General features: G+C 72.2%; 11 protein-coding genes and 1 pseudogene. 3 read left to right on the top strand and 9 right to left on the bottom strand.

Annotation, left to right across the window (positions count from 1 at the left end; all coding sequences use genetic code 11):
* Positions 1 to 283: 283 nt before the first annotated feature.
* Complete coding sequence (locus ACFYXB_RS40260; protein ID WP_389590017.1) at positions 284 to 1,240, top strand: IS481 family transposase; 957 nt, start codon at positions 284 to 286, stop codon at positions 1,238 to 1,240.
* Here the strand turns inward: ACFYXB_RS40260 and dnaK are convergent.
* The 6 genes from dnaK to ACFYXB_RS40230 form a co-directional block, all read right to left on the bottom strand.
* Entirely contained in the window at positions 1,237 to 3,099 is a 1,863-nt protein-coding gene (gene dnaK / locus ACFYXB_RS40255; RefSeq protein WP_389590016.1) for a molecular chaperone DnaK, read from the bottom strand. The two genes, ACFYXB_RS40260 and dnaK, sit on opposite strands and share 4 nt — an antisense overlap.
* 133 nt (positions 3,100 to 3,232) lie before the next feature.
* Positions 3,233 to 3,658 (bottom strand): OsmC family protein, encoded by a 426-nt coding sequence (locus ACFYXB_RS40250; protein WP_351352305.1) that lies wholly within the window; start codon positions 3,656 to 3,658, stop codon positions 3,233 to 3,235.
* Positions 3,659 to 3,722: 64 nt separating this feature from the next.
* Positions 3,723 to 5,525: a hypothetical protein gene (locus ACFYXB_RS40245; protein WP_389590014.1), complete on the bottom strand. Its 1,803-nt coding sequence runs from the start codon at positions 5,523 to 5,525 to the stop codon at positions 3,723 to 3,725.
* Positions 5,522 to 6,583 (bottom strand): ATP-binding protein, encoded by a 1,062-nt coding sequence (locus ACFYXB_RS40240; RefSeq protein WP_389590013.1) that lies wholly within the window; start codon positions 6,581 to 6,583, stop codon positions 5,522 to 5,524. Before ACFYXB_RS40240 ends, ACFYXB_RS40245 begins: the two co-directional genes overlap by 4 nt.
* A gap of 81 nt (positions 6,584 to 6,664) precedes the next feature.
* Positions 6,665 to 8,755, bottom strand: a complete 2,091-nt coding sequence (locus ACFYXB_RS40235) for a phage holin family protein (protein ID WP_389590010.1) — start codon at positions 8,753 to 8,755, stop codon at positions 6,665 to 6,667.
* A 76-nt stretch (positions 8,756 to 8,831) separates the two neighbouring features.
* Positions 8,832 to 9,233, bottom strand: coding sequence for a hypothetical protein (locus ACFYXB_RS40230; protein WP_389590007.1), 402 nt, complete (start codon positions 9,231 to 9,233; stop codon positions 8,832 to 8,834).
* 86 nt (positions 9,234 to 9,319) lie between these two features.
* Between ACFYXB_RS40230 and ACFYXB_RS40225 the strand changes: the two genes are divergently transcribed.
* Both ACFYXB_RS40225 and ACFYXB_RS40220 read left to right on the top strand, forming a co-directional pair.
* Positions 9,320 to 10,093 carry an MBL fold metallo-hydrolase gene (locus ACFYXB_RS40225; RefSeq protein WP_351352320.1) on the top strand — a complete coding sequence of 258 codons (774 nt, stop codon included), beginning with the start codon at positions 9,320 to 9,322 and terminating at the stop codon, positions 10,091 to 10,093.
* Entirely contained in the window at positions 10,090 to 10,716 is a 627-nt protein-coding gene (locus tag ACFYXB_RS40220; protein ID WP_389590005.1) for a DedA family protein, read from the top strand. The genes ACFYXB_RS40225 and ACFYXB_RS40220 overlap by 4 nt, the downstream gene beginning before the upstream one ends.
* 22 nt (positions 10,717 to 10,738) lie before the next feature.
* Here ACFYXB_RS40220 and ACFYXB_RS40215 read toward each other — a convergent pair whose 3' ends face one another.
* The 3 genes and pseudogenes from ACFYXB_RS40215 to ACFYXB_RS40205 all read right to left on the bottom strand — a co-directional run.
* Positions 10,739 to 11,875 carry an MBL fold metallo-hydrolase gene (locus tag ACFYXB_RS40215; RefSeq protein ID WP_389590003.1) on the bottom strand — a complete coding sequence of 379 codons (1,137 nt, stop codon included), beginning with the start codon at positions 11,873 to 11,875 and terminating at the stop codon, positions 10,739 to 10,741.
* On the bottom strand, positions 11,872 to 13,119 hold the full coding sequence (locus tag ACFYXB_RS40210; RefSeq protein WP_389590001.1) for an aminotransferase class I/II-fold pyridoxal phosphate-dependent enzyme: 1,248 nt from the start codon (positions 13,117 to 13,119) through the stop codon (positions 11,872 to 11,874). The genes ACFYXB_RS40215 and ACFYXB_RS40210 overlap by 4 nt, the downstream gene beginning before the upstream one ends.
* Before the next feature lie 74 nt (positions 13,120 to 13,193).
* Positions 13,194 to 13,615 (bottom strand): annotated as a pseudogene (locus ACFYXB_RS40205) (hypothetical protein); the annotation flags it as partial.

Below are 13,615 nucleotides of genomic sequence, written 5' to 3'. Positions count from 1 at the left end.
CATCGCCAACAACATCTGGCTCCACCACCGCGCCGCCGCCCTCAACCTCCGCCGACTGATCACCCTCGGACTCACCCGCACCAACACCACCTGGCACCTCGCCCCTGCCACCGCATAGCGAAAAGGGCCGCCCGGCCTCCCGGCCGGACAGCCCCACAACAAGATTTTCAGCAGCCTTCTAGGTGTATTGATCACGAGCGTTGTTGACACGAACGGGTCTTGATCATGGCGAAGACCTCCGGTGTGGTGGAGCTGTCTAGGAACACACCGCACGGAGGTCTTCGTGTCCCACCGTAATGCCCGGCTGACCGTTCATGGCAGACGGCTGCTGGTCGAACGTGTCTGCTCGGGCCGTCCGGTTGCCCATGTGGCCGCCGAGATGGGCATCTCACGCGCCACGGCCCACAAATGGATCAGCCGCTGGCGATCCGAGGGAGAGGCCGGGCTCATCGACCGCTCCAGCAGGCCGCGGACGACTCCGCACCGCACCCCGGCGTCGGTCGAGACCCGAGTGTGTGAGCTGCGGCAGGCCCGCAAGCTCGGACCCGCTCGCATCGGCCCGATCCTGGGCCTGCCCGCCTCGACCGTGCACCGCATCCTGGCCCGGCACGGCCTGCACCGCCTGGCCCACCTGGACCGGCCCACCGGCGAGATCATCCGCCGCTACGAACGCGACCGGCCCGGCGAGCTGATCCACGTGGACATCAAGAAACTCGGCCGCATCCCCGACGGCGGCGGCCACAAGACCCTCGGCCGACAGGCCGGCCGCGCCACTCGCGCCGGCATGGGCTTCGACTACGTCCACTCCGCCGTCGACGACCACAGCCGCCTCGCCTACAGCGAGATCCACCCCGACGAGAAGGCCACCACCTGCGCCGGTTTCCTGCGCCGGGCCGCAGCCTTCTTCGCCGGTGCGGGCATCGACCGTGTCGAACGGGTCCTCACCGACAACGCCTGGCCCTACCGCAAGAGCTTTGCCTGGCGGCAGGCACTGGCCGACCTCGGCGCAACCGGCAAACTCACCCGTATCTACCGGCCGCACACCAACGGCAAGGTCGAACGCTTCAACCGCACTCTGCTCGACGAATGGGCCTACCTGCGGCCCTACACCAGCAACGACGAACGCACCGCCGCCCTGGCAGACTTCCTACACACCTACAACCATCACCGCTGCCACACCGCACTCGGCGGCCAACCACCGATCAGCCGTGTGAACAACCCTGCGGGTCAATACACCTAGGCCGCCCCGCCCCTCGCGTCGCGTTCGTCGTCGACGATCTCCGCGTCGACCACGCCCTCCTCGTCCTGCGGTGAGGTCTGCTCGGCGTTCTCCGTCGGCGTCTGCTGCTGGGCATTGGCGTACATGGCCTGGCCCATCTTCTGGCTGACGGAGGCCAGCTTGTCCACCCCGGCGCGCAGGGGGGCCGTGTCGGCGTTCTGCTCCAGCAGGGTCTTCAGTTCCGTGGCCGCCTCCTGGACCTCCGTCTTGGTGTCGGCCGGAATGCGGTCCTCGTTGTCCCGGATGAACTTCTCGGTCTGGTAGACGAGTTGCTCGGCCTGGTTGCGGGTCTCAGCAGCCTCGCGGCGGTTTCGGTCCTCCTCGGCGTACTGCTCGGCCTCCCTCATCATGCGGTCGATGTCGTCCTTGGGGAGGGCCGAGCCTCCGGTCACCGTCATCTTCTGCTCGCGCCCGGTCGCCAGGTCCTTCGCCGAGACGTGCATGATCCCGTTCGCGTCGATGTCGAAGGCCACCTCGATCTGCGGCACCCCGCGCGGGGCGGGCGGCAGCCCGGTGAGGTCGAAGACGCCGAGCTTCTTGTTGTAGGCCGCGATCTCACGCTCGCCCTGGTAGACCTGGATGCCGACCGAGGGCTGGTTGTCCGTGGCCGTCGTGAAGATCTCCGAACGCCGGGTCGGGATCGTCGTGTTGCGCTCGATCAGCTTCGTCATGATGCCGCCCTTGGTCTCGATGCCCAGGGACAGCGGGGTGACGTCCAGGAGCAGGACGTCCTTCACGTCGCCGCGGATCACGCCCGCCTGGAGCGCCGCGCCGACCGCCACCACCTCGTCGGGGTTGACGCCCTTGTGCGGGTCCTTGCCGGTGAGCTCCTTGACCAGGTCGGTGACTGCGGGCATCCGGGTGGAGCCGCCGACCAGGATCACGTGGTCGATGGCGGACAGCTGCACGTTCGCGTCCTTGACCGCCTGGTGGAAGGGGGTCTTGCAGCGGTCGAGGAGGTCTGCCGTGAGCTCCTGGAACTGGGCCCGGGTCAGCTTCTCCTCGAGGTGCAGGGGGCCCTCGGCGGAGGCGGTGATGTAGGGGAGGTTGATGGACGTCTCGGACGAGGACGACAGCTCGATCTTGGCCTTCTCGGCGCCCTCGCGCAGCCGCTGCACCGCCATCTTGTCGTTCCCGAGGTCGATGCCGTACTGCCCCTTGAACTTCTTGATCAGGTACTCGACGATCCGCATGTCCCAGTCGTCGCCGCCGAGGTGGGTGTCGCCGTTGGTGGCCTTGACCTCGATGACGCCATCGCCGATCTCCAGGAGGGAGACGTCGAAGGTGCCGCCGCCGAGATCGAAGACCAGGACGGTCTGCTCCTCGCCACGGTCGAGGCCGTAGGCGAGCGCGGCAGCCGTGGGCTCGTTGATGATCCGCAGCACCTTCAGACCGGCGATCTCCCCCGCCTCCTTGGTGGCCTGGCGCTGGGAGTCGTCGAAGTAGGCGGGCACAGTGATCACCGCGTCGGTGACGTCGTCGCCGAGGTAGGCCTCCGCGTCCCGCTTCAGCTTCTGCAGGACGCGTGCCGACAGTTCCTGCGCCCGGTAGCGGGTGCCGTCGACCGAGCCGCTGTCCGGAAAGCGCCAGGCCGCGTCGCCCATGTGCCGCTTGACCGAGCGGGCTGTGCGCTCCACGTTCGTCACGGCCTGCCGCTTGGCCACCTCGCCGACCAGCACCTCGCCGTTCTTGGCGAAGGCCACGACCGAGGGTGTGGTTCTCGCCCCCTCGGCGTTGGCGACGACGGTGGGCTCACCGCCTTCCAGGACGGCCACCACCGAGTTCGTCGTCCCGAGATCGATCCCGACCGCACGTGCCATCTCTGTCCCCTTCCACAAAGGGTGTTTCCCCAACTCCAGCACAAAACTTGAGTGCGCTGTTGTCAATGCCGGGTGCGCCGAAACGACGGTGCCGCGCCCCTCACGGCGACGCGGCACCGGGGACGTACGGGAGTCAGGCGAGCTTCGCCGACAGGGTGATCGTGGTGCCGGTCAGGGCCTGGCTGACCGGGCAGTTCTTCTTCGCGTCCTCGGCGGCGGCGACGAAGCCGTCGTTGTCGAGGCCCGGCACGGTGCCCTCGACGGTGAGGTGGATGCCGGTGATGCCCTCACCGGGCTGGAAGGTGACGTCGGCCGAGGTGACGAGCTTGGTGGGCGGGGTACCGGCGCCGGCCAGGCCGTGCGAGAGCGCCATGGAGAAGCAGCTGGAGTGGGCGGCGGCGATCAGCTCCTCGGGGCTGGTCTTGCCGTTCGCCTGCTCGGCGCGCGAGGCCCACGACACCGGCTGCTGGCCGATGCCGGAGGAGTCGAAGGTGACGACGCCACTGCCCTGGAGCAGGTTGCCTTCCCAGACCGTGTGTGCGGTGCGCGTGGTAGCCACGGTTCTTCCTTTCGCGTGCGATCCCGAATCGGGGTCAGGTGTGCCCATCCGATCACATTCGGCTTCACACCACCTTGAAGACCGGGCCACGGGCGGTGAACGGCAGCCGGCTGCCCTGCGGGATCAGATAGGCGTGCTCGCGCCGCACCCGCAGCACGTCGCACTCGCCGTCGGTGATGACCAGCACCGGCGCGCCCGGCGGAAAGTCGTCCGCGCGGTGCAGCAGGTCGATCCCGGGCTGCAGGACCGTACCGCCACGCCCGTGCACCCGGACCCGGCCGGCGATCTCGGTGACCGGGAGATAGCCCGCGTCATGCGGTGCCGCGTCGCAGAACACCACCCGGGCCGCCGGTACCTCCCGGGCCTCGGCGTAGGAGGCGATGGCGCCCAGCGCCTTGCCGAGCAGGACGCGGTTCATCGAGCCGGAGGTGTCGAGGACGACACCGAAGGTGCACCTGGCGACCTCCTCGGGCGGGAAGTAGCGGCCGGCGCGCGGGATGTCGGGAGTGGACGACTGACGGCGCGAGGGACGGGCGTACGACCGCACCGCCTCGGGGCGGGGCACGAACTCGTCGAACCAGCGGGCGAGTTGGGCGTCCCACGGCAGCGGTGGATGGCTGAGCGCGCGGATCTCCTCGACCAGCCCGCCCGGCAGGAACCCGCGCTCCAGCCGCTGATGCAGACCCAGGCCCCGGCTCAGGCCCCGGCGGTAGAACTCGTCGAGGTCGACGTAGTCACCGGGCGGGCCGAGCGGAGCGCCGAGGATGTCGCCGAGGCCCTTGCCGCGCAGGGTGGCCAGACGGCGCATCCGGCGCAGGTCGCCGGCGATGCGGTCGTACACCTCCTCGGCGGACAGGCCGCGCAACTCCGGATCGTGCAGCAGCCCTTCGGGCATCGTGCCGACCTGCATCTCGCACAGCCAGCCGTTGACGACGTAGTCGCAGGCGACGTTGAAGAGGTAGGGGTCGCGGGGGCCGAGGCGGTCGCCGTGGCGCAGGGCGGCGTGCAGCATCTCGTGGGCGAGGACGAACCGCCACTCCTCGTCCTCGAGGGTCCGCAGCGGGTTGACGTAGATCTCGCCCGCCTCGGCGTTGACCGCGGCCACGGAGATGTCGTGGGCGCGGGCGAGTTCGGCGTCGGCGACGAGCTTGATGCCGGCCGCGATGCCGCCGAGGAGCGGGAAGGCGGAGACGAACCAGCTCAGGGCGCGTTCCCAGGGGCGCAGCGGGGTGGGCGGCGCGGCCATCGACTCGCGGCGGCCGCCCGCAACATCCATCGCCCGGCCCACCGTGCGGGTCAGGGCGTGCGCGAACGCGAGCTGCCAGTCGGGGAGTTGACCGGCCCAGGTGTCCCAGGGCACCAGGAGTAGATCCGGTTCGCCGCCGGCCGTGCCGCAGCGCTCGTACGCGGCCGGGATGCCCGTACGGCGCCAGCGCGCGGCGAGCTGTTCCTCGTCACCGTCGGGGTAGGACAGCGGCAGGTGCTCGGGTGCCTCTCCGACGGGGAAGTTCTGCAGGAAGCGGTTGACGACGGCGCAGCGCGCGGCGAGGTCGGGGCCGTCGGGCTGGGTGCGCGGGCCGGTGGCGGCCGGGACGTGTCCGAAGCCGAGGTGGATGGTGCCGTGGGCGAGGGCCCAGGCCCACTCGGCGGGTTCGGCGCGCCGGGTGGCGTGGGCGTGCAGCACACCGTCGGAGTCCACGCGGACGAGCCCGTCCCGGGGCGCGAGCTTGCACTCCTCGTGCCGGCACATGGTGAACTCGACGGAGCGCAGCGCGGGATTGGCCCGCAGCATCGCCACGCCCGCCGCGAACTCCTCGGCCGCCGGATCCTTCTTCTTTTTCGCTTCCGCCCCCCGGCCTCGGCTCACCGGCGCGCCTCCACCAGCCGGGGCATGTCCCGGGCCGCCTCGATCAGGAACCAGGCGGGCAGGACCGGGTTGCCGTCGGTGTCGGAGGCGATGACGGTCTGCGCGACCTCGACGGAGATCTCGGCGAGCTGCACGAGCAGGGACTTGGCGCGGTACGCGGTCTGCCGTCCGTTCGCCGACATGTGCTCCTTGCCGGCGGGCAGTTCCTTGATCAGGCGTCCGCGGAACGACTCGGCGAGGTAGTAGAGCAGGTCGCGGTCCTCGATACGGTGCGGCCAACGGGCGTCGCCCTTGAGGATCACCTCGATGCCGAACCGGCTGCGCACGATCTTGACGTAGCCGCAGAAGGCGACGGCGTGCGCGGGCGTCAGCGTGCCGTGCGCGAGCACCTTCAGGGTCTCCTCGTCGAGGTCCTGCCCGAAGGAGTGCAGCGCGTCGGAGAGCATGTGCCAGGAGCGGGGCGTGGAGAACGGCTCCTCGGTCTTCGGCGGCTTGGACCACAGGTGGTCGGGGCGGTCGGTGAGGTGGTCCAGGATCCACGGGTGGATGGCGTTGTTCGCGGCCCAGATCAGCCAGTCCTTGGCGGAGGCCTCCAGATGGACGTGGGCGAGCCGGTTGACCAGCGCGGAGGCGATCGGCCGGGCGAGGGCGTTGTCGGTGGCCCGGTTGCCCGCGCCGATCACGATGGAGCCCTTGGGCAGTTCGTAGTTTCCGATACGGCGGTCCAGGATCAGCGAGTAGAAGGCCTTCTGCACGTCCGGGGTGGCCGCGTTCAGCTCATCCAGGAACAGGCAGTACGGCTCGTCGCGGGCGATCGCCTCCGGCGGGCAGAACACGGACCGTCCGTCGCGGATCTGCGGCACGCCGATCAGGTCCTCGGGCGCCAGCTGGGTGCCGAGCAGACTCACGCACTCAAGTCCCAGCGACTCGGCGAACTCCCTGACCAGGGAGGACTTTCCGATGCCGGGGGCGCCCCAGAGGAAGACGGGCCGGATGGTGGCCAGCCCGAGCAGCAGCTCGGGGATGCGGGCGGGAGTGACGGTGACGGCAGCCTGCAAAGGGAAGGCTCCTCGGGGATGTGCGAGAGACGTACGACTCGCACCAGTGTGGGCGTACGGCTTCCCGGGCGCAGCCCAATTTCAGGCGGCCCGGCGGTCCTCGTCCGCCTCGGTGAGCGGCACCTGGGGTCCGTTCGACTCGCGCAGCCAGCGGCGCAGGACGCGGTGCACGTGCTCGGCGCCGACCAGTTCCTCCCCGTCGCCGGCCGGGGCGGACAGGGCGGTGGGCGACAGCAGGAAGGGGCGGGACTGGGCGCCGCCGAGGCCGCCGTGCGAGCCGATCTGCTCCTCGAAGGCGAGGACTTCGCCGTCGGCCGGGTCGTACCAGGAGTTGACCATGATGTCGGCGGTGTGCGGGAAGGCGTGCGTGCGGCGGACGGCGTCGGCGGCGCCGAGCCCGAACGCGGCCAGCGGGCCGGGCTGTTCGTCGAGCCGGTCCAGGGGGATCTCCGCGCCGTACGCGCCGAGGACCACCCCGACGTGCTGCTCGCTGCGCACCAGCAGGAAGCCGATGCCGGGGTGGTTGGCGAGGGTGGTGAGCAGGGCGGGGTGCCGGGCGTCGATCTCCTCCTTGGTCATGCGGTGCGGCACGTCGGGAAAGGAGACGAGGCCGAGGTTGCCGGAGGCCAGCACGATCGGTTCGGAGCGGCGGCGGGCGGGGCGGTGGCGCTCCCCGCGCTCCTCGACCGGCCTGCGCAGGGCGGCCCGTACGGCGGCACGCGCCTCGGCACCGCTGTGGGTCCGCTCGGCCTTCCTCGGCACGGGCAGTCCGCAGCCGGCGCGGACGAGCTGGCCGAGGGTGAGGCCGTAGCGGGCGCGGAAGGTCTCGCCGGGGCTCTGGCCGTGGTCGGAGAGGACGACGATCCGGTAGGGGCGCGGGGCGTGCTCAGCCACCTTCTCGATCAGCGCGAGGGCCCGGTCGAGGCGTTGGAGCACCTTCTCGGTGTCCCGGCCGCGCGGCCCGGAGTGGTGGGCGACCTCGTCGTAGGCGACCAGGTCGGCGTATATGGCGGTGCGCCCGGCGAGCAGGTCGCCCATCACCGCGGCGACGACGACGTCCCGTTCGACGACGGTGGCGAAGGCGCGGACGAAGGGGTAGAGGCCGCCGCGTCCGACACGCGGGCGCTGCTTACGGGCGCGGGCCCGGGTCGACTGGGCGATCTCGCGGCCGGCCTCGGCGAAGAAGGAGAGGGCGGTGCGGACGGCGTTTGCCGGGTCGGAGAAGTAGGCGAAGTAACCGGCTCGGGAGCGGTTCTCGCGGCCCCGGCGGCGGGTGGCGATGGACAGGACGAGGGCCTGTTCGTCGGCGCCGCCGCTGAACAGGTTGCCCCGGCTCGCGCCGTCCACGGTGAGCAGTCCGCCGTCGCCGGTGCGCTCGACGGCCCGGCGCTGGAGTTCGGCGGCGCTGGTCGGGCGGTTGCAGACCATGACCTCGCGGTGGTCCTTCTCGTACCAGCGGAAGGCGGGCACGTCGAAGGTGCTGCCGTGCAGGATGCCGAGCTGGCTGGCGCCGGTCTGGCTGGACCAGTCGGTGCGCCAGGGGGTGAGCCGGTGTGTCGGCCGCTGTCCGTCGCCGGCGGCGAGCCAGCGGCCGACGGTCGGCATGAGGCCCTTGCGTACGGCGTCGGTGAGGACGTCGTGGCCGACGCCGTCGAGCTGGATCAGGACCGTGCCGGGGGCGGCCGGGCACGGCGGGTGGGCCCGGCGGCGGCGGTCGGCGAGCCGGTAGAGGCGGCGCCGGTAGGCGTCGTCGTCGCGTACCGCGAGTGCGCCGCCGGTGGCGGAGGCGACAGCGGACATCACGGCGGCCACGATGACGGCGGTCTCGGGGGCCGCCTCGCTCTGTCCGGAGGGGTTGATGCGCAGGGCGACGAGGAGGAGCGAGCCGTTGAGCGCGAAGACCAGCAGCCCGAGCACCAGGGCGGGCACGAGCAGCAGCAGCCGTACGAGAAGCGGCCAGACGACGGCCGAGAGCACACCGAAGGCGCCCGCGCCGAGCGCGGCGGTGACGGCGATCTGAGTGGCGCTGTCGCCGTCGGCGGACTGGAGCTGGAAGTCGGGCAGAAGCCCGGCGAGCACGAGCAGGGTGACGGTCGAGACCGCCCACACGGTCACACTCCGCCCGACCTGCCGCGCAACCCGTCGCCACCGCCCACCAAGCACGCCCCGCACACCTCACGTCCCGGCCCGACGCCGGTGCGGGCCTCTCCGCCCCCACCTTGTCACAGGGCGTCGCGCGGCTCCCCGGCTACCGCCCGTCGTACCCGGCCGTCGGCATCGACAGTCGCCGGTGCACCCGGGCCTTCATCTGTGCGTCGTACAGCGGCTCCGCGCAGCCCACCGTCTCGACCCGCACCCCCCGCCGCGCGCACTCCGCGGTGAACTCGTCGACGGACGACAGGGCGCTCTCCAGGACGCGTCGGCTGGGCGCGACGAACACGTCCGTCCCGGGCCGTACCCCGTTCCACAGCACGCAGTGGTCGGCGCGCAGCCCGCGCACCAGCAGTTCGCGTACGACGACATAGCCACGCTCGACGGCCCAGCGGGCGCACATCGCGTGCTGACTGCGCGAGTCCACGAGGAAGGGATCCGCCTCCAGCTCCTCGAGCGGCGTCAGACTCGCGATCGCCGTGACGCGCACCGGTCCCATGGCGTCCCCCCTCACCTCCGGGTTTCGCCGCCGACCCTACTCCTGCCCGTAGGCTTCGGGGGAGTCGCGCGAAGGGGGCAAAGAAGGTGCCGGTGGAGATCACGTGGTGGGGTCACGCCACCTGCACGGTGACGGACTCGGACGTTCGCGTGCTCACGGATCCCCTGTTCGCCCGCCGGCTCGCGCATCTGCGCCGCCGCCGTGGCGCGCCGCCCCCGCCGGAGGCCGCCCGCGCGGACGTGGTGCTCGTCTCGCATCTGCACGCCGACCACCTGCACGTTCCCTCGCTGGCCCGGCTCGCCCCAGGCACGCGCCTGCTCGTGCCCCGGGGCGCGCCACGGGCGGTGCCCGGACTACGCCGGCTCGCCCACCTGCGGATCACCGAGGTGGCACCCGGTGACGAGACCTCGGTCGGTGACCTCGTCGTACGGGCTGTACCCGCACGGCACGACGGGCGGCGGCTGCCGGTCGGCCCGCACCGCTCCCCCGCCCTCGGATACGTCGTCGAGGGCGAGGCCCGGACGTACTTCGCCGGGGACACCGGGCTGTTCGACTCGATGTCGGCCGAGGTCGGGCCGGTGGACGTGGCTCTGCTGCCGGTCGGCGGCTGGGGACCGTACCTGGGCGCGGAGCACCTGGACGCGGGCCGGGCCGCACGGGCGCTCGCCGCGCTCGCGCCGCGCAGTGCGGTGCCGGTGCACTACGGCACGTACTGGCCGATCGGCATGGACGCCGTGCGCCCCCATGAATTCCATGCGCCGGGCGACGAGTTCGTGCGCCTGGCCGCCGAGTGCGCGCCCCAGGTGGCGGTGCACAAGCTGGGGCACGGCGAGGGCGTGCGGCTGGAGGTCGCACGATGAGCTGGTTCGCCGCGGCGGCGAGGGCCGTGCCGCCGGAGTCGACCCAGCAGGCGATCGGCTATCCGTCGCTGTTCCTGCTGGTGCTGATCGGCGCGCTGGTGCCGGTGGTGCCGACCGGGGCGCTCGTGAGTTCGGCGGCCGTGGTCGCCTTCCACCAGACGGCGCCGTTCGCGCTGGGGCTGGTGTTCGTGACGGCGTCACTGGCCGCGTTCCTCGGGGACGCGACGCTGTACTGGCTGGGCCGACGCGGCATGGGGTCGAAGAACGGCTCGCGCTGGCTGGAGGCGATACGGGCGCGGGCGCCGGAGGACCGGCTGGCGCAGGCCCAGGACAAGCTCGGCGAGCACGGGGTGACCGTGCTGGTGCTGTCCCGGATGGTTCCGGCGGGCCGCATCCCGGTGATGCTGGCCTGTCTGATGGCCGACTGGCCGCTTCGCCGCTTCGCCCGCGGCAATCTGCCGGCGTGCCTGGCCTGGGCGGTGACGTACCAGGTGATCGGCATTCTCGGCGGCTCCCTGTTCAGCGAGCCGTGGGAGGGCGTGGTCGCGGCGGTCGCGCTGACCCTGGTGATCAGCGCGACGCCGAGTGTGTGGCGGAGGGTGCGGAGGACGGCGCGGGCCTGAGGCCTGTACTTCGGCTTCGGCTTCAGGCCAGCACCCGGGAACCTCCCACCGGCAGGTCCCACAGGTCGTCGCGGTTCAGGCCCGCCTTCTGCCAGGCCTCCCGGACTCTGGTGAGCGGTTCGAGGACGGGCTCGGCGGAGAGGACGAACGTGCCCCAGTGCATGGGGGCCATGCGACGGGCGCCCAGGTCGTGGTGGGCGCGGACCGCGTCCTCCGGGTCGCAGTGGACGTCGGAGAGCCACCAGCGCGGGTTGTACGCGCCGATGGGGAGCAGGGCCAGGTCGATACCGGGGTAGCGGCGGCCGATGCGTGAGAACCAGTGGCCGTAACCCGTGTCGCCCGCGAAGTAGACGCGCTGCCCGTCCGGGGCGGTGAGCACCCAGCCGCCCCACAGACTGTGGCAGGTGTCGGTGAGGCTGCGCTTGGACCAGTGGTGGGCGGGCACGAAGTCGAAGCGGACACCGGACAGTTCGGACGCCTCCCACCAGTCCAGCTCGGTGACGGTGGTGAACCGGCGCCTGCGGAACCAGCGGCCGAGCCCCGCGGGCACGAACACCGGGGTGTCGCGCGGCAGTCGGCGCAGGGTCGGGGCGTCCAGGTGGTCGTAGTGGTTGTGGCTGATGACGACCGCGTCGACGCGCGGCAGGGCACCCCAGGCCACGCCCACGGGGGTGATACGGGCCGGGGTGCCGAGGATGCGGCGGGACCAGACCGGGTCGGTGAGGACGGTGAGCCCGCCGATCCGCACGACCCAACTGGCGTGCCCCGCCCAGCTGACGGCGACCGTGCGGGCGTCCACGCGGGGCAGCGGGGCGGGTTCGAAGGGGAGCCGGGGGATGTCCTCGAGGCCCTCGGGCCGGGGTCGTACGGAGCCCTCGCGGGCGAAGCGGGCGAGGGCCTTGAGGCCGGGCAGGGGCGCGGTGAGCCGGTCGCGGAAGGCCCGTGGCCAGAACCGGAGTTCGCCCAGCGGGCGAGGGTCGGCGAGGGGCGGGAACGGGGGTGCGAAGGGGGGCGCGGAGGGGACCGGAGCCGCAGGGGCGGCGGCTTCCCTGATCGTCGTGGTCGGCTGCGTGATCGGCGGCGTCGTAGTCGTGGTGGCCGTGCTGGTCGTGGTGGTCGTCGTGGTCGCTGACCCGGACTGCGGCGTCTGCTGCGTCATCGAGGAGGCTCCCATCGCTGAGCGTCGTCGCGGAGGTGGTCGAAGACCGACCTCAAGGAGATCAACGCGCGTTGCACGTGTGGCAGTTCCAACGGTGAGGGTGACGTGAGGCATTCCGTGCGTTCCTCGTCGGTGCCGCCCAGCAGCGGACCGGTGGACAGCCGCACGCGCAACGCCCCGAGGTCGTCGCCGAAGCGGTGGCCACCGGGCGCGGGCATGCCGAGCCTGGCCGTGAGGAAGTCCTCCAACTCCTGTGCGTCGCCCACCCCGTGCGCGCCGAGCGCGTCGCGCAGCTCGCCGAGGTCGACATACAGGTGACGCCCGGCCTGCGGCGGCCGGGACAGCGCGCCCGCGGCCACGACGGCGGCGTGCGCGGCGGCGGCCACACGCGCGTGCAGGCGTACGGCACCGTCGCGGCGTACGGTGACCGGCCCGGGTTCGTCCAGGGCGTAGCCGGCGGCGGCCGCGACCGGGCCCGCGACGGTCGCGCCCATCGCGGTCAGCACGTCGAGCACGCGCGCGTGGAGGGCCTCCCCGGGCGCGCCCTCGGGGAAGCGGGCGACGGCGGCGGGCCAGCCGGGCGGGAGCAGGGCACCGGCCAGGTCCGTGACGACGGTGACCCGGTCGGGCAGCATCTCGGCGGGGCTGAGGAGCACCGTGTCGTGCGGGGCGTGCAGGGTGTCGCGCCAGGTCTCGTCGCTGACCAGGTGCAGCCCCTCGCCCTGGGCGGCCTCGACGGTCTCGTGCAGCGCCTCGGGCGGGGCGACGGTGGCGGTCGGGTCGTCGGCGACGGAGAGCACGAGCAGCCGCGGATCACCGCCCTCGGCACGGACCCGGCGCACGGTCTCCAGGAGCGCGTACGGGTCCGGGACGCCCCCGCTCTCGGCAGGCGTCGCCACATGGAACACGGGCCTGCCCAGCAGGCGCGCGTACGGCGCCCACCAGGCTGCACAGGGCCGGGGCACCAGGACGTCTCCGCCGAGCGCGCCGGTCAGCGCGAGCAGCAGGGAGGGTGCGCCGGGGCCCGCGGCCACGCGGGAGGGATCGGCGGGCAGTCCGCGGCGCGCCCAGTAGCCGCAGGCCGCGTCACGGAGGTCGGCCGCGCCGCCGACCGGCTCCTCCTCGGTCCGGTGCGCGGCGTCGGCGAGCACGTCCGCGAGTTCGGGCAGGACGGGCAGTCCGTCGCCGGGCAGGCGAGGGCCGTAGCGGACGGGGCCGTGGCCTTCGGGATCCGTCCGCCGCATGTCCGCCTCCGCGCAGTCCGTGATGCCGTGTCGTGTCCCCGGGGCCCGCATCACGTGCGGTGTGTCGGCCCGGATCAGCCGTGCGCGTCCGGCCTGCGCCGCCACAGCCGGTGTACTGCGGCTCCGAACGCCCCCGCGATCAGCAAACCGCCGACGACCAGCGCCGGGACGGAATCGTTGAAGGAACCCCCGACGCCGGCGTCCACGCCGCCGAGCTGTTCCCCGTCGGCGCGGCAGTCGCCCTCGTTCCGGGACTCGTTGCACGTACGGCCGTCCCCACAGGATGCACCACGGGAGTCACCGCACGTCTGGCTTCCGTCACAGGGCTTGGCGTCGGCGCACTTCTGGGAGTCACCGGTGTCGCCGCCGATGCCACCGACGCCTTGATGTTGGGTGTCACCGCCGATCCCGCCGACGCCTTGATGTTGGGTGTCACCGCCGATCCCACCGACGCCGTCGTGCCCCGTGGCACCACCAATGCCCTGATTTCCGGTAC

Source organism: Streptomyces sp. NPDC002619, from assembly GCF_042889305.1.
Taxonomy (GTDB): domain Bacteria; phylum Actinomycetota; class Actinomycetes; order Streptomycetales; family Streptomycetaceae; genus Streptomyces.
This window is presented reverse-complemented; position numbering and strand designations above follow the sequence as displayed.

Excerpts from the sequence above, each read along its gene's own strand:
- dnaK (WP_389590016.1), bottom strand. The coding sequence starts at position 3,099 with ATGGCACGTGCGGTCGGGATCGATCTCGGGACGACGAACTCGGTGGTG.
- ACFYXB_RS40230 (WP_389590007.1), bottom strand. The coding sequence starts at position 9,233 with ATGGGACCGGTGCGCGTCACGGCGATCGCGAGTCTGACGCCGCTCGAG.
- ACFYXB_RS40220 (WP_389590005.1), top strand. The coding sequence starts at position 10,090 with ATGAGCTGGTTCGCCGCGGCGGCGAGGGCCGTGCCGCCGGAGTCGACC.
- ACFYXB_RS40215 (WP_389590003.1), bottom strand. The coding sequence starts at position 11,875 with ATGACGCAGCAGACGCCGCAGTCCGGGTCAGCGACCACGACGACCACC.
- ACFYXB_RS40210 (WP_389590001.1), bottom strand. The coding sequence starts at position 13,119 with ATGCGGCGGACGGATCCCGAAGGCCACGGCCCCGTCCGCTACGGCCCT.